The organism is Rhizobium mesosinicum, assembly GCF_019511345.1.
Classification (GTDB): domain Bacteria; phylum Pseudomonadota; class Alphaproteobacteria; order Rhizobiales; family Rhizobiaceae; genus Rhizobium; species Rhizobium mesosinicum.
Genome location: NZ_JAEUAK010000018.1, coordinates 32,005 through 50,765, shown reverse-complemented (window position 1 = coordinate 50,765; position 18,761 = coordinate 32,005). Strand labels below are relative to the sequence as shown.

Genomic DNA, 18,761 nt, shown 5'->3' with positions numbered 1-18,761 from the left:
GGGTTGGGGAGGGGCCTTTGCCAAGCTGAGAACACTCAAACTACTATTCATAACTATGCCCCGCCCTCAGCCCTTCGCGGACGCGATGGGCGATTTCCAGGAATTCCGGAGTTTCGCGGATATCGAGCGGGCGCTCGTTCGGCAATGTCGAGTCGATCACATCGGTCACGCGGCCGGGCCGCGGCGACATGACGACGATCTTGGTGGAGAGGTAGACGGCTTCCGGGATGGAATGGGTGACGAAGCAGATCGTCTTATTGGTTCGCGCCCAGAGTTTCAGAAGGGCGGCGTTGAGGTGATCGCGGACGATTTCGTCGAGCGCGCCGAAGGGTTCGTCCATCAAAAGCAGGTCGGCGTCGAAGGCAAGGGCGCGGGCGATCGAGGCGCGCTGTTGCATGCCGCCTGACAGTTGCCAGGGGAATTTCTTGTCGAAGCCTGTGAGTTCGACGAGGTCGAGTGCTCCAGCGATGCGTTTCTTCTGCTCGTGCTTCGGATAACCCATGATCTCCAGCGGCAGGGCGATATTCTTTTCAATCGTGCGCCAGGGATAAAGGGCGGGTGCCTGGAAGACGTAGCCGTAGGCACGGGCCTTGCGGGCTTCATCCGGCGTCATGCCGTTGACGGCAATGTCGCCGGAGGTCTTGCGCTCGAGATCGGCGATGACGCGCAGGAACGTCGTCTTGCCGCAGCCGGAAGGGCCGATGAAGGAGACGAATTCGCCCCTGCGGATATCGAGATTGACATCAGCAAGCGCATGCACCGCGCCGTCATTCGTCTGGTAGCTGAGACAGAGATCCTTGGCGGATACGACGGAGGGTGCTTGCATCAATAAACCAGTCTTGTTTTCGCCGCGCCGTCGCGGTTTTCCATGATATCATTACCGCCGGCCTTTCCGGCAGCACAGTCCTTGGAGGAAAAGGATGGACGCAAAATCAAAGCCCACCTGCCACATTGTTCGCCCCAACCACACCTATGACGGCAAGCAGGGGCTCAGCTATTTCCAGGGCATCGCGGCCGAGACGGTCGGCGCGACGGGCATCTGCATGCATCTTTTGACGATCCCGCCCGGCGTGCGCGCCAAGGCGCATCTGCACGAGGCGCATGAAACGGCAATCTACATGCTCTCCGGCGAGGCGCATACCTGGTACGGCGACAAGCTGGAGAACCATGTGGTCCTGCGTGCCGGCGAGCTCTTCTACATTCCGGCCGGGGTGCCGCATCTTCCGGCGAACCTCAGCAGCACACCCTGCACGGCGATCATTGCCCGCACCGACCCGAACGAGCAGGAGAGCGTCGTCCTGCTGCCGGAGCTGGATGCCTTGGTGCCGGCGTGAGGCTATTTGCATAGCGGCAGCGGCCCCCACTTGATTGCGGCATCGGCCACGAATCCGATCGTATAGCCTTTAGGCCCTGATGTGATCTTCACGGTGTCGTCGTTACTGCTCTCTTCGCCCTCGGCCTGGCAAGCGACCGTGGCGGTGAAATCCTTGCCTTCGGTTTTCAGGACTTTCTTGATTTCGCAGTAAGAGGCAGCCGTGGTGATGCCCTCGGAAGTCAGCAGGAAGAAGTTGTCCGAACCTGTGCTTTCGCCGCTCTTGGCGTAGGCGCAGCCATCCTTGTTGCCGTAGCTGCCCTTGATGGGCAGCGTGTCAGCATTCGCCGCGGTGGAAAGCGCGGCCAGGAAGACAATCGGCAGAAGCAGATGGCCGCGCATTTATATCACACCCCGCTTGCCGGGATGCCCGTGCGTTCGACCTTGCGTGGAGCGGTGATCTCCTTCCAGGTCGAGAGCGCCTTGCTGACCGCGGTGACCGGCTCGCGCCTGACGAATTCGCCGTGGCCCGACCGGGTCTTGATCGTGTCTTCCTCGACTGCCACGACGCCGCGCGTCAGCGTGTAGCGCGGCAGGCCGGTCACTTCCTTGCCTTCGAAGACGTTGTAATCGATTGCCGATTGCTGGGTCTTCGATGAAATGGTCTTGGAGCGTTTCGGATCCCAGACGACGAGATCGGCATCGGCGCCGACGAGGATGGCGCCCTTCTTCGGATAGATGTTGAGGATCTTGGCGATGTTGGTCGAGGTGACGGCGACGAATTCGTTCATCGTGAGGCGCCCGGTATTGACGCCATACGTCCAGAGCATCGGCATGCGGTCTTCGAGGCCGCCGGTGCCGTTGGGGATCTTGGTGAAATCGCCGACGCCGAAGCGCTTTTGCGCCGTGGTGAAGGCGCAGTGATCGGTCGCCACCACCTGCAGCGAACCGGAGGCGAGGCCGGCCCAGAGGCTGTCCTGATGCTGCTTGTTGCGGAAGGGCGGCGACATGACGCGGCGGGCGGCATGGTCCCAGTCCTTGTTGAAATATTCGGTCTCATCGAGCGTCAGGTGCTGGATCAGCGGCTCGCCATAAGCGCGGATTCCCTTCTGGCGGGCGCGGCGGATCGCTTCATGTGCCTGTTCGCAGGAGGTGTGGACGATATAGACAGGGCAGCCGGCCATATCGGCAATCATGATGGCGCGGTTGGTCGCCTCGCCCTCGACTTCGGCCGGGCGCGAATAGGCATGCGCCTCGGGACCGTTATTGCCTTCCGACAGCAGCTTGGCCGACAGTGAGGCGACGACATCACCGTTTTCGGCGTGCACCAGCGGCAAAGCACCAAGCTCGGCGCAGCGCTGGAAGGAGGCGAACATTTCGTCGTCGTTCACCATCAGCGCGCCCTTATAGGCCATGAAGTGCTTGAAGGTGTTGATGCCCTTGTCCTGAACGATCGTCTTCATCTCGTTGAAGACCTGCTCGCCCCACCAGGTGATCGCCATGTGGAAGGAATAATCGCAGTTGGCGCGGGTCGACTTGTTGTCCCACATGGTCAGCGCCTCAAGCAGCGACTGGCCGGGCGAGGGAAGAGCGAAATCGACGACCATGGTCGTTCCGCCGGCGAGCGCCGCGCGCGTGCCGCTTTCGAAATCGTCGGAGGAATAGGTGCCCATGAAAGGCATTTCGAGATGGGTATGCGGATCGATGCCGCCGGGCATGATGAAACAGCCTGTGGCATCAAGCACTTCGTCGCCGGAGAGGTTCGGGCCGATCTCGACGATCTTGCCGCCGTCGATCTTCACATCCGCCTTATAGGTGAGGTCGGCCGTGACGATGGTGCCGTTCTTGATGACTGTGGTCATGATCGTTCCCTATTCTTTATCGTTGTTCGGCAGGCGAATAAAAGCTTCGCAATTGGGTGCTGAATTCGAGACGGCCCTCGATGGCAACCAGAATCGTTTCTAGGACCGAGCGGCGTTCGCGCGAGATTTCCTGGTTCCAGAAGCGCAGGACCGAATAGCCGTTTGCGTTGAGCCATTCGGTTCGGCGTCTATCGGTGGTGCTTTCGGCATGCTGGAAGCCGTCGATTTCAACAACCAAGCGTGCGTCGCGACAAAGGAAATCGACGATGAATGGACCGAGCGGAACTTGTCGCGTGAATTTGTGGCCGTTCAGGCGGCGGGCACGCAGGTCGCTCCAGAGGTAATATTCTTCCTCAGTCTCGTCGCGGCGGAGTTGACGGGCCTGTCGGGTCTTATCGGCGCGGTGTTTGCGGATATCTTGTTTAATGGTTTTCGTTGCGCCCGAAGCACCCTCATCCGCCCTTCGGGCACCTTCTCCCCGAGGGGAGAAGGGGGGAGCGGCGACGTTCACCGTCCCCTTCTCCCCAGCGGGGAGAAGGTGGCCCGAAGGGTCGGATGAGGGGGCTCCGAACGCAACGTGAGACATCAGATGACAATCTCCGCCGTCTCGACCACCGCATGGAACAGCACGTCCGCACCGGCGGTTGCCCATTCCTTCGAGATCTCTTCCGCCTCGTTATGCGAGAGACCACCCACACACGGGCACATCACCATCGTCGCAGGTGCAACCTTGGCGGCCCAGCAGGCGTCGTGGCCGGCGCCGGAGATGATGTTCATGTGGGAATAGCCGAGGCGTTCGGCGGCGGAGCGGACCGAGGTGACGAGCTTTTCGTCGAAGGTGACCGGCTCGAAATGGCCGATCGCCTCGATGGAACAGCCGACACCCAATGCATCGCAGATCTTTGGCGCTTCGGCCTCGATCTTTGCCCGCATGCGGTCGAGCTTGCTCTTGTCGGGCGAGCGGATATCGACGGTGAAGACCACCTTGCCCGGCAGTACGTTGCGGGAGTTCGGCGAGAAGATAACCTGGCCGACGCCGCCGACGGCGCCCGGCTGTTCGCCCATTGCCACGCTCTGGACCATTTCGAGGATGCGCGACATGGCAAGGCCGGCATTGACGCGCATGTTCATCGGCGTCGAGCCCGTATGGGCTTCCTTGCCGGTCAACGTGAATTCCAGCCACCACAGGCCCTGACAGTGGGTGACGACACCGATCTGCTTGTTTTCCGCTTCGAGGATCGGGCCCTGCTCGATGTGATATTCGAAATAGGCGTGCATCTTGCGGGCGCCGACCTCTTCGTCGCCGACCCAGCCGATGCGCTTCAGTTCATCACCGAAGAGATTACCTTCGGGATCTTTGCGATTATAGGCAAAGTCCAGGCTGTGCACGCCGGCAAAGACCCCTGATGCCAGCATGGCCGGCGCGAAACGAGCGCCTTCCTCATTGGTCCAGTTGGTGACGACAACAGGATGCTTGGTCTTGATGCCGAGGTCGTTCATGGTTCTGACGACTTCAAGCGCACCGAGCACGCCCAACACACCATCATATTTGCCGCCGGTCGGCTGCGTATCGAGATGCGAGCCGACATAAACAGGGAGAGCATTCGGATCGGTGCCTGCGCGGGTCGCAAACATCGTGCCCATCTTGTCGACGCCAAGCGTCAGCCCGGCCTCTTCGCACCATTTTTTGAAAAGGCTGCGGCCCTCGGCATCCGAATCCGTCAGAGTCTGGCGGTTGTTGCCGCCGGCGATTCCGGGGCCGATCTTCGCCATATCCATGAGACTGTCCCAGAGACGGTCCCCGTTGACGCGCATATTTTCCCCTGGCGCTGCCACCATATTGAAAGTCCTCACCTGTTTTGCGGCAGTCATGCAAGGTGCATGCCCGCCATGTTCCCGTGGTCAAGTCCGTCGCCGCTTTGTTGTTCTTTCAGCGCCGGAAAATCGCCAGTTGCCTTTGTTTTTTATCTGGCAGATAATTTGACCGATTGGTAAACATTACAACTTCCATCGCTGCGCTCAAGACGAAAATCACGAAAAATACATACAAAAATACCGATAAAAATACGGGCAGTTGCCTGTTGAAGCGGCAGGAGAGGCTGCTCTTCCAATCTTGAGCGAGGAGTTGAATTTCAAGGGGAAAAGAGCGGATGGCCATACCGAGAGCGGCGAAGACACTTCGGCGGACACGAATCCAGGAAGAGAAGGAAGAGCAGATCCTGGAAGCAGCGCTCGACGTGTTTTCGGTCAGCGGCTTCCGCGGCTCGACCATCGACCAGATCGCCGAGGTGGCCGGCATGTCGAAGCCGAACCTGCTCTATTATTTCCGCACCAAGGAAGCCATGCACCGCGCGCTGATCGACCGGGTGCTCTATAACTGGCTGGAACCATTGAGGGCCTTCGATGCGGAAGGCAATCCGGAATCGGAAATCCGCAGCTATATCCGCCGCAAGCTCGAAATGGCGCGCGATTTCCCGCGCGAGAGCCGGCTCTTCGCCAACGAGATGCTGCAGGGCGCGCCGCATGTTCTCGATATGCTGAAGGGGCCGCTGAAAGAGCTGGTTGATGAAAAGGCGGCCGTCATCCGCACCTGGATCAAGAGCGGCAAGATCGTCCACTGCGATCCCTATCATCTTATCTTCTCGATCTGGTCGACAACGCAGCACTATGCGGATTTCGACGTGCAGGTTCGTGCCGTGCTCGGTGAAGAGCATTCAGGCGACGGGCGCTTCGAGGATGCGGCGCGGTTCCTTGAACAGCTTTTCATCGGCGGGTTGCGGCCGGATCGGTCAGGTTCCTAATTCATCGCCGGGCACTTGCTGCTTAGCCCATCATCGCCGGGAGCCGGGCGGCGAGGGTGTCGATCGCCAGCCTTACCTTCGGCAGCATGACCGGCGAGCGCAGCCAGAGCGCATGGGCATCGAAGACGTTCGCCGTCTCGTGTTTCAGCACCTGGACGAGACGGCCTGCGGCCACGTCGCCGCGCACCAGCCAGCAGGGCAGCCAGGCAAGGCCGCGTCCGGCAACCACCGCGTCCGAGATCGCCCCGAGGTCGTCGAGCCGCAGCCGCGTCTTCGGCTGGACCTCCCGCCAGCGATCCTCGGGCGTCGGGAATATCCAGCTTCTTTCATAATCACCTCGGCGGTAGACGATGCCCTTGTGCTGAGGAATATCTGCAATCGATTGCGGTATGCCATGTCGTTCCAGATAGGCGGGTGATGCGCAGACGGTCATTCGCTGGCGGGCGACGGCGCGGGCCATCAGGTCCGGATTATCCTTCAGCGGTCCGTTGCGGATGGCAAGATCGAAGCCGTCCTCAAGGAGATCGACGATGCGGTCGTTAAACGAGAGGTCGAGTTCCAGGTCGGGATGTTCATCGAGCAGCTCCTCTAGAACAGGCGCGATGCAAAGACGGCCGAAGAGCACGGGCATCGAAACACGGAGCCGGCCGCGCACGGTGCGGCGGCCCGATTCCAGCATCGCCTCGCCAAGGCGGATTTCCTCAACCGCGCGCAGGCAGCGCTCGTAGAAGAAGCGGCCTTCCTCCGTCAGGCTCTGCATGCGTGTCGTGCGGTTGAAGAGCCGCACGCCGAGCCGCTGCTCCAGGCGTGCGATGGTCTTGCCGACGGCGGAGCGCGTGAGATGCAGACGCTCGGCGGCAGCGGAAAAGCCGCCGGCCTCGACGGCTTCGACGAAGATCGAGATGCCTTTCAGGTGTTCCATATTGTTTCCCTGGCGGAACCAGTCTGGTGAACTAATATCGCAACTGGAGAGAAGATTTCAACGATATGTTTCACTCCCCGCAATCGGACAAGGAGCGAGACAATGGAGACGACACGGCAGTGGCAGATCGACACGATCGGACCGGAGCGAAAACTTGAGATCGGTGAGCGGAGACTGGAGCCGGTTTCGAGTAACAGAATTCTCGTGCGGACTGAGGCCGTCTCGCTGAATTTTCGCGACAGGCTGGTGATGGAAACCGGCATGGGATTGCCGCTGCAATTTCCTTTCGTGCCGGCTTCCGACATGGCCGGCGTCGTGGAAGCCGTCGGTCCCGATGTCACCCGCTTCAAGCCGGGAGATCGGGTGATTTCGACTTTCTCGCCCGACTGGATCGACGGACGCGGTCTGGGTGACGCTCGCACGCCGCCCTACAAGACGCGCGGCGGCTTCTATCCCGGCGTTCTCTCGCAATACACCGTGCTCCCGGAGGAATGGTATTCGCGCGCACCTGACACGCTCGATGCGGCTGAGGCGAGCACTTTGCCCTGCGCCGGACTGACGGCGTGGTTCGCGCTGATCGAGCGCGGCGGCTTGAAGGCCGGCGACAAGGTGCTGGTACAGGGCACGGGCGGCGTTGCGCTTTTCGGACTGCAGATCGCCAAGGCGCATGGGGCGGAGGTCTTCATCACATCAGGCAGCGCGGAGAAGCTGGAACGCGCCGTTGCGCTCGGCGCCGATCATGCGCTCAGCAGGACTGACGGTGACTGGGTGGAGCAGCTTTATTCGCTGACCGACGGTTACGGTGCCGATCACGTCCTTGAGATCGTGGGAGGCGCGCATCTCGGGCAGGCTCTGAAGGCGGTGGCGGTCAACGGCCGCATCTCGGTCATCGGCGTTCTCGAAGGTTTCGAAGTGTCCGGTCCGGCTGCCCAGCTCTTGCTCAAGGCGCCTGTGGTGCAGGGTATTTCCGTCGGTCATCGCCGGGCGTTAGAGGATCTGGCGCGGGCGGTGGATCAGACCGGGCTGAAACCCGTCATCGACAAGCGTTACGCTTTCGAGGAATTCCCCGAAGCGCTCGATCATCTCTATCGCGGGCCGTTCGGCAAGGTCGTGGTCGAGTTTTGAGGAATGATTCCCTTCTCCTCGAGCGAGGAGAAGGAACCTTGATCAGGCGGCGACGCCTGCTTCGCCGTCGAAAGCAAAACCTTCGTCTGCCCATCCGGTTAGGCCGCCGATCATCAGCTTTACGGACAGGCCGAGGCGGGAGAGACGGAGTGCCGCCTTGTCCGCGCCGTTACAATGCGGACCAGCGCAATAGACGACGAACAGCGTATCCGAAGGCCATTGCGACATGCGATGGGCGGTCATCTTGCCGTGCGGCAGGTTAAGGGCGCCTGGAATATGCGAGAGGGCGAAGAGTGCCGGCGAGCGGACGTCGAGCAGCACAAAATCGACCTTACCGGAAGTGAAGGCGGCGTTCACATCCGAGCAGTCGGTCTCGAAGGCGAGCTTGCGGGCGAAGTGCTCGGCGGCAGCTTCGGGTGCGGCGGCGGGGATTTCGGAAACCGGGCTCGGCATGATCTTGTCCTTTCTTGACTTGGTTGCAGCCGATCATTGCCGATGATAGTGATGAGCGAAATTGGCCATCGTGACTGATAGCGTAAAGATCATGCCAGAATCAGATGTTCACAGGACGGGTGGGCCGCATGTCGTGGCGCTTGCCTATGACGGGCTCTGCACTTTCGAATTCGGCATTGCCTATGAGATCTTCGGTCTATCGCGGCCGGAAATGGGTGAGGGCTGGTATCGTTTCTCGGTCGCCGGCATTGAGCCTGGTCCGCTGCGGGCCGCCGGCGGGCTGACGGTTGCGGTCGACAGGGGACTCGAGCTGCTCGACGAGGCGGATCTTATCATCGCGCCCGGATGGCGGGCGATCGATGCGCCGGTGCCGGAGCCTCTGACATCAGCGCTGCGGGCCGCGCATGAACGCGGCGCACGGGTCATGTCGCTCTGTTCCGGCGTCGCCGTACTCGCTGCGGCAGGTCTGCTTGCCGGGCGGCGGGCGACGACACATTGGCGCTATGTCGCCTCGATTGCCGAGCGTTACCCTGACATCGCGCTTGATGCCGACGTGCTCTACATGGACGAAGGCAGTATCCTGACGGCAGCAGGCAGTGCTGCGGGCATCGATCTCTGCCTGCATGTGGTGCGCGGTGATTTCGGCCCCGATGCCGCCAACAGCGTCGCGCGCCGTCTTGTCGTTCCGCCGCATCGCGAAGGCGGGCAGGCGCAGTTCATCGCGGCTCCCGTGCCGGAGGAAAGGGAAGGCATTCGCCTTGGACCGCTGATCGAATGGATGCGCGAGCGGCTGTCCGAAGACCAGCCGATCAGCCTGCTAGCGGATAAAGCCGGCATGAGCATGCGCACCTTCCAGCGCCGCTTCGAGGCGACGACCGGTGATAGCGTCGGCGAGTGGCTGCTGAAGGAGCGGCTGCGGCATGCGCGTGATCTTCTGGAGAAGGAGCTTGCGGTGTCGCTCGACGATATCGCCGCCGCCAGCGGCTTCGGCACATTGGCGACGATGCGCCATCATTTCCGCAATAGGCTGGGTACGAGCCCGAGCGCTTACAGGAAGTCGTTCGGGCTTTGAGGGGCGATAGATAAAGAAAAAGCCGCCGTGGATGGGCGGCTTTTTCATGAGCTTTTCGGAGATCTACTCCGCAGCTTGGCGCGCCATCGGGTTGTTCGGGTGCGTCGTCCAGTTGGCGTAGTTCGGATCGACCACCTTGCCGGTGCGCTTGTCGAGCGAGCCGGCGGGAAGCTGCTCCATGGTGATGCACTTTTCGACCGGGCAGACGCTGACGCAGAGATTGCAGCCGACGCATTCCTCGTCCATCACTTCGAAATGGCGAACGCCGTCGACGAAGTTGGTGATCGCCTGGTGCGAGGTGTCCTCGCAGGCGATGTAGCAGCGGCCGCATTTGATGCAGGCGTCCTGGTCGATCTTCGCCTTGGCGATGTAGTTGAGGTTCAGATACTGCCAGTCAGTGACGTTCTGAACGGCGCGGCCGGTGATGTCGTCGAGGGTCCTGTGACCCTTTTCGTCCATCCAGTCGGAAAGGCCCGTGATCATTTCCTGCACGATCTTGAAGCCATAGGTCATGGCAGCCGTGCAGACCTGCACGTTGCCGGCGCCGAGCACGAGGAATTCCGCCGCATCGCGCCAGGTGGTGATGCCGCCGATGCCTGAGATCGGCAGGCCGTAGGTTTCCGGATCGCGGGCGATTTCGGCGACCATGTTGAGCGCGATCGGTTTCACGGCCGGGCCGCAATAGCCGCCGTGGCTGCCCTTGCCGCCGACCGTCGGGTTCGGCGCGAAATTGTCGAGATCGACCGAGACGATCGAGTTGATCGTGTTGATCAGCGATACGGCGTCCGTGCCGCCGGCCTTGGCGGCGCGGGCAGGGCGGCGGATATCGGTAATATTGGGCGTCAACTTGGTGATGACGGGCATGCGGGTATACTGCTTGCACCAGCGCACGACCATTTCGATATATTCCGGTACCTGGCCGACCGCCGAGCCCATACCACGTTCGGACATGCCGTGCGGACAGCCGAAGTTCAGTTCGATGCCGTCGGCGCCGGTCTCTTCCACCAGCGGCAGGATCGCCTTCCAGGCCTGTTCCTCGCAGGGGACCATGATCGAGGCCACCAGCGCCCGGTCCGGCCAGTTCATCTTGACCTGCTTCATTTCGCGCAAATTGGTCTGCAGGTCGCGGTCGGTGATGAGCTCGATATTGTTCAGGCCGAGCAGGCGGCGGTCGGCTCCCCAGATCGCGCCGTAACGCGGGCCGTTGACGTTGACGACAGGCGGGCCCTCCTCGCCCAGCGTCTTCCAGACGACGCCGCCCCAGCCGGCCTTGAAGGCGCGCTCGACATTATAGGCCTTGTCGGTCGGCGGTGCCGAAGCAAGCCAGAAGGGGTTCGGAGACTTGATGCCGACGAAATTGTTGCGGAGATCAGCCATTGTTTATTCTCCCCTTCAGGCGACTGCGACAGCCGGAGCGGCTGCGGCAGTGAGGGCGCGGTGAATGGATTCGGCCGCATCACGGCCATGGGCGACGGCAGATACGGTCAGGTCTTCACCGCCAAAGACGCAGTCGCCGCCGGCCCAGACGCCATCAACCGATGTGCGGCCTTCAGCATCAACCGCGATGCGGCCGGCTTCCATCCGCAGCGCGCCGAGACCTGAGGTCTCGAATGTCTGGCCGATGGCTTTGAGGATGTGGTCGGCCGCGATGACGCCGGTCTCGCCGGTGCCGGTCAATCGACCATCGACGAGGCTGGTATATTCCACCTCGATCGCGGCCACCTTGCCGTCCTGCGACAGGATGGATTTCGGCGCCAGCCAGTGGCGGATGATGACGCCTTTGGAGGTGGCGAGGTCCTGCTCGAATTCCGAGGCGTTCATGTGTTCCTTGCCGCGGCGGTAGCAGATCGTCACTTCCTCCGCGCCGAGCAGCTTTGCCTGCACAGCGGCATCGATTGCCGTCATGCCGCCGCCGAGTACGACGACGCGGCGGCCGATGGCGATGTCGCCTTTGTTCCGGGCCTGGCGCAGGGCGGCGATGAAATCGACGGCGTCATCGACACCTGGCAGGTTTTCGTTGTCGACGCGCAATGCGTTGACGCCGGCAAGCCCGAGGCCGAGGAAGACGGCGTCATATTGGCTCTGCAGATCGGCGAGCGAGAAATCACGGCCAAGCTGCTGATCATGTTTCACTTTGATGCCGCCGATCGAAAGGACGTAATCCACTTCCTTCTGGGCGAAGTCATCGACCGCCTTATAGGTGGCGATGCCATATTCGTTGAGGCCGCCGGATTTCGGCTTGGCGTCGTAGATCACGACTTCATTGCCCTTGACGGCAAGGCGATGGGCTGCCGCGAGGCCGGCGGGACCGGCGCCGACGACGGCGATCTTCTTGCCGGTCGGTTCCGCACGCCGATAGAACTGCTTGCCGGCCTCCATCGCCGCATCCGTTGCGTAGCGCTGCAGGCGGCCGATCTCGACCGGGCGCTCTTCGGCGGTGTTGCGCACACAGGCCTGCTCGCAGAGCTCTTCGGTGGGACAGACGCGGGCGCACATGCCGCCGAGAATATTCTGGTCGAAGATGGTCTTTGCCGAACCCAAGGGATTGCCGGTCGAGATCTGGCGGATGAAGAGCGGAATGTCGATGGAGGTGGGACAGGCCGTCATGCACGGCGCATCATAACAGAAATAACAGCGGTCGGCGGCGACCAGCGCTTCGTGATTGTCGAGGCGCGGATGAAGATCGGAAAAATTAGCCTCGTACTCGGCGGACGAAAGCCGGCCAGCACGAATCCCAGTTTCCAGACGTTCCATTGAAGTTCCCTCTTTATCGGTAACGGCTAGTGAGGAAATCGTAACTCAGGTTCAAAAATTTATCAAACGGTAAAATTTTCGCAATTTTCCTTCGCCCGCGTCATGTAACTAGTTGATTTCGTTTGTTATGATAGTTCTTTAGGCAGGTTCTGCGTTCCAATTGGAAGGGTTTGGATGGCACCCGAATTCGGGTGTTCGAGAAAAAATTGATAAAAGTCCGATTTTTTTCCAAACCGGCGGAACCAAAGTTAACGACCGTAGTTAATGCGATATCCGGATGATGACCGCATCGACCCAACATGCGCGCCCCCAACCCATCATCCGGACGAACTCACGGTCCCCTCCCGGTGAGTCGAAACAGCCGGTGCGCCGCCCTCGCGCCGGCTGTTTTTCTGTTTGAGCTCGGGCACGTCAGAAAAATGCAAATTGCGCGGAATATCGCAAATTGCGTGGAATGCCTCAGGGACGCTTGAGGATTTCGAATTCCGTTTCCGGAACCGTCAGATGGTATTCGATGCGGCCTGGTGTGAGCGTCAACTCGGCCTTGCCGTTGACGGAGGAGGGCACGACCCGCTCCAGCACCGTGCGTCCGAAGCTGTTTTCGCTGAATTCGTGCACATCGGCGCTGTTTGGCAGCACTTCCACCCAGGTCAGCTCGATTGCCCGGCGGTCGGCGATGTCAGTTTCCCGGCAATTCAGCGTCACCGACGTCGCGCCGCTGGCAATTGCGCCATAGGAGGCGGAATTGACGATAAGTTCATGCAGCGCCAGGCCGAGATGTACGGCGGCGTTCGGCGTCAGATGGGCGTTGACGCCAAAAATCGGCATGGAGCCTGATGTCTCCGGCCAATAGGGGGCGAACTGCTTTTCGGCGAGTTCGAATAGGAAGGCGCCGCGCCAGCTGGAATCGGTGATCAGATCCTGTGAGTTGGAGAGCGATTGAAGGCGCCCGCGGAACTTCGTCAGGAAAGTATCGAGGGAAATTGTGTTTCGCGCAGTCTGCGTGGCAATGCCCTGAATGATGGCAAGCAGGTTCTTGGAGCGGTGGGAAAGCTCTCGCAGCAGCGATTTCAGCACCTTTTCGCGGTGCCGGCTTTCGGTAATCTCGGAGATGACGGAAAGCAGGCCGTAATTTCCGTGGGCGCCGGTGCGTTCAACCTTCAGTTCGAATGTCCTGGCTTCGCCGTCGATCGCAACGTCGACCTCGGCATTGCTGGAGGCGCCGGTTTCGAGCACCCTCTGCTTCATTGCGGCAAGGGATTTGCCGTGCGCCTCACCGAACAGCGAGCCGTCGTCGCCACCGGCCACGAAACGCTTCTGGAAATAGGGGAGAAGATTCTCCGCGTAAATCATGGTAAGGCTGGCATCCTGATACAGGATGGAGATGGCTGCGCTGGCGAGCGCGCGCTCCATCATGGCCGCTTTGCCTTCGGTAGTGAAAGGCGTTCCGGACAATGGTCCAGTGGTATTCACTCGGCCGCCTTTCCTCAGTCCCTTCGAACATATGGAGGGAATGCTACCCTCCCGACAAACATGCCGGTCATTCTAAAAGCAAGCACTGCAAAAACCGTTAAGGTCGCCAATACGTCCCGACAGAGCCGGAACGCATCGTTGACGGAATGGTTCCGGCGCGGCGGAATTTCGTGTTTCAGGCCGCCACACGGGTCGTTTCATTGAAGAAAAGCGCCTGGCTGATCAGGGCCTTGACCATGTCGGGGTTGAAGGGCTTGGTGACGAGGAAGGTGGGCTCCGGCCGTTCCCCGGTCAGCAGTCTCTCGGGAAAGGCGGTGATGAAGATGACGGGCACGCTCGATGTCTTGAGGATATCGTTGACAGCGTCGATGCCGGAGCTGCCGTCGGCCAACTGGATATCGGCCAGCACCATGCTCGGCTTCGTTTTATTGTAGAGCGCGACGGCTTCCGTATGGGTGCGGGCGATGCCGGTGACACGGTGGCCGAGGCTTTCGACCATCTGCTCGATATCCATGGCGATCAGCGGTTCGTCCTCGATGATCATGATATCGGTCGCGACCTGGCGCGAAATCTCGTGCGAAGCCTTGTCGAGCAGCTGCATGGTTTCCTCCTCGGTGATTTCGAGAATGTCGGCGATCTCGGAGACGCGGAAGTTCTCGACAGATGCCAGCAGGAAAGCCTGTCGGGCGAGCGGAGAAACCTTGGAAAGGTTCAGCGTCGCGCGCTGTTCCCACGCATAGGGAGAGGACGGTTCGGGAATCTCGACCGCTGTGGAACCAAACAGTTGCGTGAACAGTTTGTAGAGTGCGACGCGGTCATTCGCGGTATCCGGGAATATGGAGAGATCGGCGATGATCGCTTCGAGGACGGCGGCGACGTAAGCATCGCCTGATGTCTGAGTGCCGGTAAGTGCGCGGGAATAGCGACGCAGGTAAGGAAGGTGCGGCGCAATTCGAGTGGAAAGTGTCATTAAAAACTCCGTCTCCAAGCCGGTGAATGGCTTCAATGACTTGAAAACGCGATCTCCATAAAAAAGTTCCGAAGGTGAGGAACTTTTTTTGCGGCGTCGCATTATCCTAGCCGACAATGAAGGGCGTCGCGTCTTGACACATGTGGACGGAATGGATCTGCGGGATCAAGGGTTTACAAGGACCGGCTTGATCGACCGGATGTCCTTTCCATTTAACTTTAACAGCAGACTCTGCCTTTCATTCCGAGACAACAGCCAAGAAGTGACCAGTTAATGACGACACAAAAGACAGAGGCACCCGACGAGCGCCAGCTGGAGCTGCGGGCGAGCGACATACTGGATCCGAACAATCAAATCGGTATCCGGCTGCGCTCGCTCTATGCGTCCGCGCAGGAAGAAGCCATTCCCGATCGCTTCCTCGACCTGCTCGAAAAGCTCGATCAGGCCGAAATGATGGCTTCCGCAAAGATGGCCGAATAGGAATACCGGCATGGAAAAAGCGCAACCGAGCTTCAAGCGCGAACTCCTGGCGGCCCTGCCGAGCCTTCGTGCTTTCGCCATATCGCTGATCGGCCGGCACGACCGCGCCGACGACCTAGTTCAGGACACTATCATGAAGGCCTGGGCCAAGCAGGATCACTTCGAGATGGGCACCAACATGAAGGCGTGGCTCTTCACGATCCTGCGCAACGAGCTTTACAGCCAGATGCGCAAGAGCGGCCGCGAGGTGCAGGACAGCGACGGCCTGTTTACCGAATCCATGGCGACGCACCCCTCCCAATACGGCGCACTCGACCTGCAGGACTTCAAGAAGGCGCTGGATCAGCTACCGCCGGATCAGCGCGAAGCGATCATTCTCGTCGGCGCATCCGGCTTCTCTTACGAGGAAGCGGCGGAAATCTGCGGCTGCGCCGTCGGCACCATCAAGAGCCGCGTGAACCGCGCGCGCCAACGGCTGCAGGATCTCCTGCAGATATCAGGCGAGGCGGATTTTGGCCCGGATGCCACGTCGGCGCCGTTGACCTCGAAGGCCTTCGCCTTCTGATCGACGTGTTTCCTGGGAGGAAGGATGGCCGGCTGCCCTGCGGGGCGCCGGCTTTTTGTTTGGCCGAGGGCGCGATGGCTTCAATAAAGAACAGAGAAAAAGCGCAACGCGCCAAATCATCGGGCGGGCTGCGCTTTTTGCGTCGATCGAAGAATGAGGAGAATGCGGATCAGTCGTCCCGCTTCGAACCCACCAGATTGGCAGCCACGAGAGCGGCCACGATGCCCGCAGTCAGGAGCGGCTGGGTGCGAATGACGCCAAGGCCGACTGTCGCCAGAGATTCCAGTGCTGCGCGGCGCTCCCGGGCGCGGCGGGCTTCCTGATGGTTCATGATCGTCATGATCACGAAGACGATGATCGCGATCAGCAAAGCGCAGGCCGCCAGGAAGAGGGATGCGCCAATGGCGCCGTAGATGCCTGCCAGCCAGATGGCTCCGGCGGTGACGGCAAGTGCGTAGGCAGTTAGCAAAAAAAGCAACGCAACGGCGATGAAGATGCCGTTGCGCTTGGTGCGTTCCACCGTGCGATGAACGCTATTGCCGACGAGCAGGCTCAGGATCGGGAAGAGCATCGAGCCTCCTAGCGGCGGGCGAGCATGGCGACGAGCAGGCCGAAGGCTGCAGCGGCACCGACAGTTGCGAGTGGATGACGACGTACGGTGTTTCGTACCTCGCCGGCGCCGCGCAGGTAACGCTGCTGCAACTCGTTCAGCAGATCCTCGCTGCGGCCGAGGATGTCTTCATAGCTTGCGGATGCCTGAGAGCGGAGCTTTTCACCTTGGTGGCGAGACGTCTTGCCGAGTACATGGGTGAGTTCGGCGAGCTCGTCGCGCAGGGCTGCGATCTGGTCTTCGATGCTGGTTTCGAGATTGTGAAGAGCGCCGTTGCGGCGGCTGCGGCTGGAATGGAAGAAGGAGTAGGCCATGACTGTCTCCATAGCTGGACGCGGACAAGCGCCGCCGGTTTCGCGCGGGGTCATTGCCATCAATGGCAGGGAAGAGAGCGCCCGGCTTTGACCCAAATCATTGCGGACAACGCATTCAGGCCGGAAAGGTTCCTCAGTTGGCGGGAAGCGCGCTGTGGGCCAGCACGAAGGGCGTGCCGTCTGATGGCACCTTGTTGACGCGCAGCGGGCACCCGAAGACGGACTGCATGCATTCGTCCGTCAGCACCTCGCGCACCTTGCCGAAAGCCGCGAGCCGGCCGGACTTCATCAGCACGATCCTGTCGGCGAAGAGAGCCGTCAGGTTGAGATCGTGCATGACTGCTATCACCCCGCCGCCGCGTTCGCAGAAATTGCGCGCCAGCGTCATGATCGTCAGCTGATGGCTGATGTCGAGACTGGAGACCGGCTCGTCGAGCAGCAGCCAGCAGGGTTTGCCGTCGACGACCGGCTCGGCAATCTGGCAGAGCACGCGGGCAAGCTGCACACGCTGCTGCTCTCCGCCCGAGAGCTCCTGGTAGAAACGTCCTTCGAAGCCGGCGAGATCGACGGCGGCAAGCGCTTTTGCGGCTGTCTCGTCGGCTTGATCCGGGTGGAGGTTGAGGCCTGATGTCAGCCCCATGCGGACGATCTCGCGCACGGTGAACGGGAAGGAAATGGCGCTTGACTGGGGCAGGACCCCACGAACGGAGGCAAGCCGCCACGGCTTCAGTGTGCGCAGCTCTTCGCCGTTGAGACGCACGGAGCCGTCATAGGCAAGCTCGCCGGAAACGGCCTTAATCGTCGTCGTCTTGCCGGAGCCATTGGGGCCGGCAATGGCGGTCAACTCGCCTGCCTTCGCAGTGAAGGCAATATCGCGCACGATGGTCTTGCCGGAGAGGCGCACGCTGACGCCGGAAACATCGATCATCGACACATACTCAAAGGGCAAGGCGCGAGCGCTGCCGCAACAGGATCCATAGGAAGAAGGGGCCGCCGACGGCTGCCGTGATGATGCCGATCGGCAGTTCCGCAGGCGCGACGATCGTGCGGGCGAGTACATCGGCAAAGATCAGCAGCGAGCCGCCGAGCAGAGCCGAAGCCGGCAACAGGAAGCGGTGGTCCGGGCCGATGACCATGCGCAGGATGTGCGGCACGACGATGCCGACAAAGCCGATGCCGCCGCTGACGGCAACGGAAGCGCCGGTTGCGGCCGCGACGCCGACGATGGCGATATTCTTCAGTCGCTGGACTGGCACGCCCATATGAAAGGCTGCGGCTTCGCCGAGGGTGATGGCGTTCAAGCCGCGCGCCATCAGGGGCAGGGCGACGAAGGAGAGAAGGATGATCGGGCCGGCTGCCGATATCTTCACCCACGTAGCGCCGGCAAGCGAGCCCATGCTCCAGAAGGTCAGGTCGCGCAGTTGCTGGTCGTTCGCCATATAGATCAGCACACCGGTCAGCGCCAGCGCCAACGCGCCGAGCGCGATGCCGGCGAGCAGCATGGTGGCGACGGATGTCCGGCCATTGCTGGTAGCGATGCGGTAGAGCAGGAGCGTGGCGATGAGGCCGCCGGCGAAGGCGGCGACCGGCAGCGCATAGATGCCGAGTGCGGCATAGAGGGGGGCTGCAACCGTGCCACCGAGCACGATCATGGCGACCGCGCCGAAGCTCGCGCCCGAGGAAACGCCGACAAGGCCGGGATCAGCGAGCGGATTTCGGAACAGGCCCTGCATGACGGCGCCGGAGACCGCAAGCGAAGCGCCGATCAGGAAACCGAGGATGGCACGCGGCAGGCGGATATCGAAGATGATGATCCTGTCCCGGGTGCTGAGCGCCGTTTGTGAGCCCGTCATGTCTCTCAGAACATCGAGAATGGACGCATCCGATGCGCCTGTCGTGACGGAAAACAGCAGCGCCAAGACGGAAGCCAGGACGAGCAGGGTGATCGCAAGCAAGGCCAGTTCGCTTCTGTCGCCCGCCTGCCGGCTCCGTTGGAACAGAGCCGAAAAGGGTCGCCTGTTTTCCATCATGGCTTCCGAAACGGCCAC

At 61.1% G+C, this 18,761-nt stretch carries 22 protein-coding genes; 6 read left to right on the top strand and 16 right to left on the bottom strand.

What is annotated here, in order from left to right; all coding sequences use genetic code 11:
* Positions 1 to 43: 43 nt before the first annotated feature.
* Positions 44 to 826: an ABC transporter ATP-binding protein gene (locus tag JNB85_RS29595; protein WP_220337967.1), complete on the bottom strand. Its 783-nt coding sequence runs from the start codon at positions 824 to 826 to the stop codon at positions 44 to 46.
* Between the two features lie 94 nt (positions 827 to 920).
* Between JNB85_RS29595 and JNB85_RS29590 the strand changes: the two genes are divergently transcribed.
* Positions 921 to 1,334, top strand: a complete 414-nt coding sequence (locus tag JNB85_RS29590; RefSeq protein WP_220337966.1) for a cupin domain-containing protein — start codon at positions 921 to 923, stop codon at positions 1,332 to 1,334.
* Between the two features lie 2 nt (positions 1,335 to 1,336).
* Here the strand turns inward: JNB85_RS29590 and JNB85_RS29585 are convergent, their stop codons facing one another.
* The 5 genes from JNB85_RS29585 to JNB85_RS29565 all read right to left on the bottom strand — a co-directional run bounded on the left by JNB85_RS29585 (position 1,337) and on the right by JNB85_RS29565 (position 5,332).
* A complete protein-coding gene (locus JNB85_RS29585; RefSeq protein WP_220337965.1) occupies positions 1,337 to 1,714 on the bottom strand; it encodes a hypothetical protein in 378 nt (125 codons plus the stop codon).
* 5 nt (positions 1,715 to 1,719) lie between these two features.
* Positions 1,720 to 3,174, bottom strand: a complete 1,455-nt coding sequence (gene hydA, locus JNB85_RS29580) for a dihydropyrimidinase (protein ID WP_220337964.1) — start codon at positions 3,172 to 3,174, stop codon at positions 1,720 to 1,722.
* Positions 3,175 to 3,190: 16 nt separating this feature from the next.
* Complete coding sequence (locus JNB85_RS29575) at positions 3,191 to 3,760, bottom strand: endonuclease domain-containing protein (protein ID WP_220337963.1); 570 nt, start codon at positions 3,758 to 3,760, stop codon at positions 3,191 to 3,193.
* Positions 3,760 to 5,013: a Zn-dependent hydrolase gene (locus JNB85_RS29570; protein WP_220337962.1), complete on the bottom strand. Its 1,254-nt coding sequence runs from the start codon at positions 5,011 to 5,013 to the stop codon at positions 3,760 to 3,762. The genes JNB85_RS29575 and JNB85_RS29570 overlap by 1 nt, the downstream gene beginning before the upstream one ends.
* Positions 5,014 to 5,104: 91 nt before the next feature.
* A complete protein-coding gene (locus JNB85_RS29565; protein WP_220337961.1) occupies positions 5,105 to 5,332 on the bottom strand; it encodes a hypothetical protein in 228 nt (75 codons plus the stop codon).
* On the opposite strand from JNB85_RS29565, the gene JNB85_RS29560 reads away from it, so the two are divergent.
* Complete coding sequence (locus JNB85_RS29560; RefSeq protein ID WP_220337960.1) at positions 5,325 to 5,975, top strand: TetR family transcriptional regulator C-terminal domain-containing protein; 651 nt, start codon at positions 5,325 to 5,327, stop codon at positions 5,973 to 5,975. The two genes, JNB85_RS29565 and JNB85_RS29560, sit on opposite strands and share 8 nt — an antisense overlap.
* A gap of 22 nt (positions 5,976 to 5,997) precedes the next feature.
* Here the strand turns inward: JNB85_RS29560 and JNB85_RS29555 are convergent, their stop codons facing one another.
* On the bottom strand, positions 5,998 to 6,897 hold the full coding sequence (locus JNB85_RS29555) for a LysR family transcriptional regulator (protein WP_220337959.1): 900 nt from the start codon (positions 6,895 to 6,897) through the stop codon (positions 5,998 to 6,000).
* A 102-nt stretch (positions 6,898 to 6,999) separates the two neighbouring features.
* Here JNB85_RS29555 and JNB85_RS29550 point away from each other — a divergent pair, with 102 nt between their 5' ends.
* Positions 7,000 to 8,022 (top strand): zinc-dependent alcohol dehydrogenase family protein, encoded by a 1,023-nt coding sequence (locus JNB85_RS29550; RefSeq protein WP_220337958.1) that lies wholly within the window; start codon positions 7,000 to 7,002, stop codon positions 8,020 to 8,022.
* 42 nt (positions 8,023 to 8,064) lie between these two features.
* Here JNB85_RS29550 and JNB85_RS29545 read toward each other — a convergent pair whose 3' ends face one another.
* Positions 8,065 to 8,475: a rhodanese-like domain-containing protein gene (locus JNB85_RS29545; protein ID WP_220337957.1), complete on the bottom strand. Its 411-nt coding sequence runs from the start codon at positions 8,473 to 8,475 to the stop codon at positions 8,065 to 8,067.
* Between the two features lie 70 nt (positions 8,476 to 8,545).
* On the opposite strand from JNB85_RS29545, the gene ftrA reads away from it, so the two are divergent.
* Complete coding sequence (ftrA, locus tag JNB85_RS29540; RefSeq protein WP_220337956.1) at positions 8,546 to 9,547, top strand: transcriptional regulator FtrA; 1,002 nt, start codon at positions 8,546 to 8,548, stop codon at positions 9,545 to 9,547.
* Between the two features lie 63 nt (positions 9,548 to 9,610).
* Here the strand turns inward: ftrA and preA are convergent, their stop codons facing one another.
* The 4 genes from preA to JNB85_RS29520 all read right to left on the bottom strand — a co-directional run bounded on the left by preA (position 9,611) and on the right by JNB85_RS29520 (position 14,744).
* Positions 9,611 to 10,924, bottom strand: coding sequence for an NAD-dependent dihydropyrimidine dehydrogenase subunit PreA (gene preA, locus JNB85_RS29535; RefSeq protein WP_220337955.1), 1,314 nt, complete (start codon positions 10,922 to 10,924; stop codon positions 9,611 to 9,613).
* A gap of 15 nt (positions 10,925 to 10,939) precedes the next feature.
* Positions 10,940 to 12,301 carry an NAD(P)-dependent oxidoreductase gene (locus JNB85_RS29530; RefSeq protein WP_220337954.1) on the bottom strand — a complete coding sequence of 454 codons (1,362 nt, stop codon included), beginning with the start codon at positions 12,299 to 12,301 and terminating at the stop codon, positions 10,940 to 10,942.
* Between the two features lie 459 nt (positions 12,302 to 12,760).
* Complete coding sequence (locus JNB85_RS29525) at positions 12,761 to 13,756, bottom strand: sensor histidine kinase (RefSeq protein WP_220337971.1); 996 nt, start codon at positions 13,754 to 13,756, stop codon at positions 12,761 to 12,763.
* Between the two features lie 193 nt (positions 13,757 to 13,949).
* Positions 13,950 to 14,744 (bottom strand): response regulator, encoded by a 795-nt coding sequence (locus JNB85_RS29520; RefSeq protein ID WP_220337953.1) that lies wholly within the window; start codon positions 14,742 to 14,744, stop codon positions 13,950 to 13,952.
* A 273-nt stretch (positions 14,745 to 15,017) separates the two neighbouring features.
* On the opposite strand from JNB85_RS29520, the gene JNB85_RS29515 reads away from it, so the two are divergent.
* Positions 15,018 to 15,224 (top strand): NepR family anti-sigma factor, encoded by a 207-nt coding sequence (locus tag JNB85_RS29515; RefSeq protein ID WP_183741472.1) that lies wholly within the window; start codon positions 15,018 to 15,020, stop codon positions 15,222 to 15,224.
* Between the two features lie 10 nt (positions 15,225 to 15,234).
* Positions 15,235 to 15,789 (top strand): RNA polymerase sigma factor, encoded by a 555-nt coding sequence (locus JNB85_RS29510; RefSeq protein ID WP_007815244.1) that lies wholly within the window; start codon positions 15,235 to 15,237, stop codon positions 15,787 to 15,789.
* Positions 15,790 to 15,958: 169 nt separating this feature from the next.
* On the opposite strand, the gene JNB85_RS29505 is transcribed toward JNB85_RS29510, so the two are convergent.
* From JNB85_RS29505 to JNB85_RS29490, 4 genes are all read right to left on the bottom strand, one after another.
* A complete protein-coding gene (locus JNB85_RS29505; RefSeq protein WP_220337952.1) occupies positions 15,959 to 16,360 on the bottom strand; it encodes a hypothetical protein in 402 nt (133 codons plus the stop codon).
* Between the two features lie 8 nt (positions 16,361 to 16,368).
* Positions 16,369 to 16,713, bottom strand: a complete 345-nt coding sequence (locus JNB85_RS29500; protein ID WP_220337951.1) for an ElaB/YgaM/YqjD family protein — start codon at positions 16,711 to 16,713, stop codon at positions 16,369 to 16,371.
* A gap of 133 nt (positions 16,714 to 16,846) precedes the next feature.
* On the bottom strand, positions 16,847 to 17,641 hold the full coding sequence (locus tag JNB85_RS29495) for a heme ABC transporter ATP-binding protein (RefSeq protein WP_220337950.1): 795 nt from the start codon (positions 17,639 to 17,641) through the stop codon (positions 16,847 to 16,849).
* A gap of 10 nt (positions 17,642 to 17,651) precedes the next feature.
* Positions 17,652 to 18,761: a FecCD family ABC transporter permease gene (locus JNB85_RS29490; protein WP_220337949.1), complete on the bottom strand. Its 1,110-nt coding sequence runs from the start codon at positions 18,759 to 18,761 to the stop codon at positions 17,652 to 17,654.

Coding starts and splice junctions, on each gene's coding strand:
- JNB85_RS29495 (WP_220337950.1), bottom strand. CDS start 17,641: ATGATCGATGTTTCCGGCGTCAGCGTGCGCCTCTCCGGCAAGACCATC.
- JNB85_RS29565 (WP_220337961.1), bottom strand. CDS start 5,332: ATGGCCATCCGCTCTTTTCCCCTTGAAATTCAACTCCTCGCTCAAGAT.
- JNB85_RS29560 (WP_220337960.1), top strand. CDS start 5,325: ATGGCCATACCGAGAGCGGCGAAGACACTTCGGCGGACACGAATCCAG.
- JNB85_RS29570 (WP_220337962.1), bottom strand. CDS start 5,013: ATGGTGGCAGCGCCAGGGGAAAATATGCGCGTCAACGGGGACCGTCTC.
- preA (WP_220337955.1), bottom strand. CDS start 10,924: ATGGCTGATCTCCGCAACAATTTCGTCGGCATCAAGTCTCCGAACCCC.
- JNB85_RS29510 (WP_007815244.1), top strand. CDS start 15,235: ATGGAAAAAGCGCAACCGAGCTTCAAGCGCGAACTCCTGGCGGCCCTG.
- JNB85_RS29515 (WP_183741472.1), top strand. CDS start 15,018: ATGACGACACAAAAGACAGAGGCACCCGACGAGCGCCAGCTGGAGCTG.
- JNB85_RS29530 (WP_220337954.1), bottom strand. CDS start 12,301: ATGGAACGTCTGGAAACTGGGATTCGTGCTGGCCGGCTTTCGTCCGCC.
- hydA (WP_220337964.1), bottom strand. CDS start 3,174: ATGACCACAGTCATCAAGAACGGCACCATCGTCACGGCCGACCTCACC.
- JNB85_RS29500 (WP_220337951.1), bottom strand. CDS start 16,713: ATGGCCTACTCCTTCTTCCATTCCAGCCGCAGCCGCCGCAACGGCGCT.
- JNB85_RS29550 (WP_220337958.1), top strand. CDS start 7,000: ATGGAGACGACACGGCAGTGGCAGATCGACACGATCGGACCGGAGCGA.
- JNB85_RS29555 (WP_220337959.1), bottom strand. CDS start 6,897: ATGGAACACCTGAAAGGCATCTCGATCTTCGTCGAAGCCGTCGAGGCC.
- JNB85_RS29590 (WP_220337966.1), top strand. CDS start 921: ATGGACGCAAAATCAAAGCCCACCTGCCACATTGTTCGCCCCAACCAC.
- JNB85_RS29575 (WP_220337963.1), bottom strand. CDS start 3,760: ATGTCTCACGTTGCGTTCGGAGCCCCCTCATCCGACCCTTCGGGCCAC.
- JNB85_RS29545 (WP_220337957.1), bottom strand. CDS start 8,475: ATGCCGAGCCCGGTTTCCGAAATCCCCGCCGCCGCACCCGAAGCTGCC.
- JNB85_RS29585 (WP_220337965.1), bottom strand. CDS start 1,714: ATGCGCGGCCATCTGCTTCTGCCGATTGTCTTCCTGGCCGCGCTTTCC.
- JNB85_RS29520 (WP_220337953.1), bottom strand. CDS start 14,744: ATGACACTTTCCACTCGAATTGCGCCGCACCTTCCTTACCTGCGTCGC.
- JNB85_RS29505 (WP_220337952.1), bottom strand. CDS start 16,360: ATGCTCTTCCCGATCCTGAGCCTGCTCGTCGGCAATAGCGTTCATCGC.
- JNB85_RS29595 (WP_220337967.1), bottom strand. CDS start 826: ATGCAAGCACCCTCCGTCGTATCCGCCAAGGATCTCTGTCTCAGCTAC.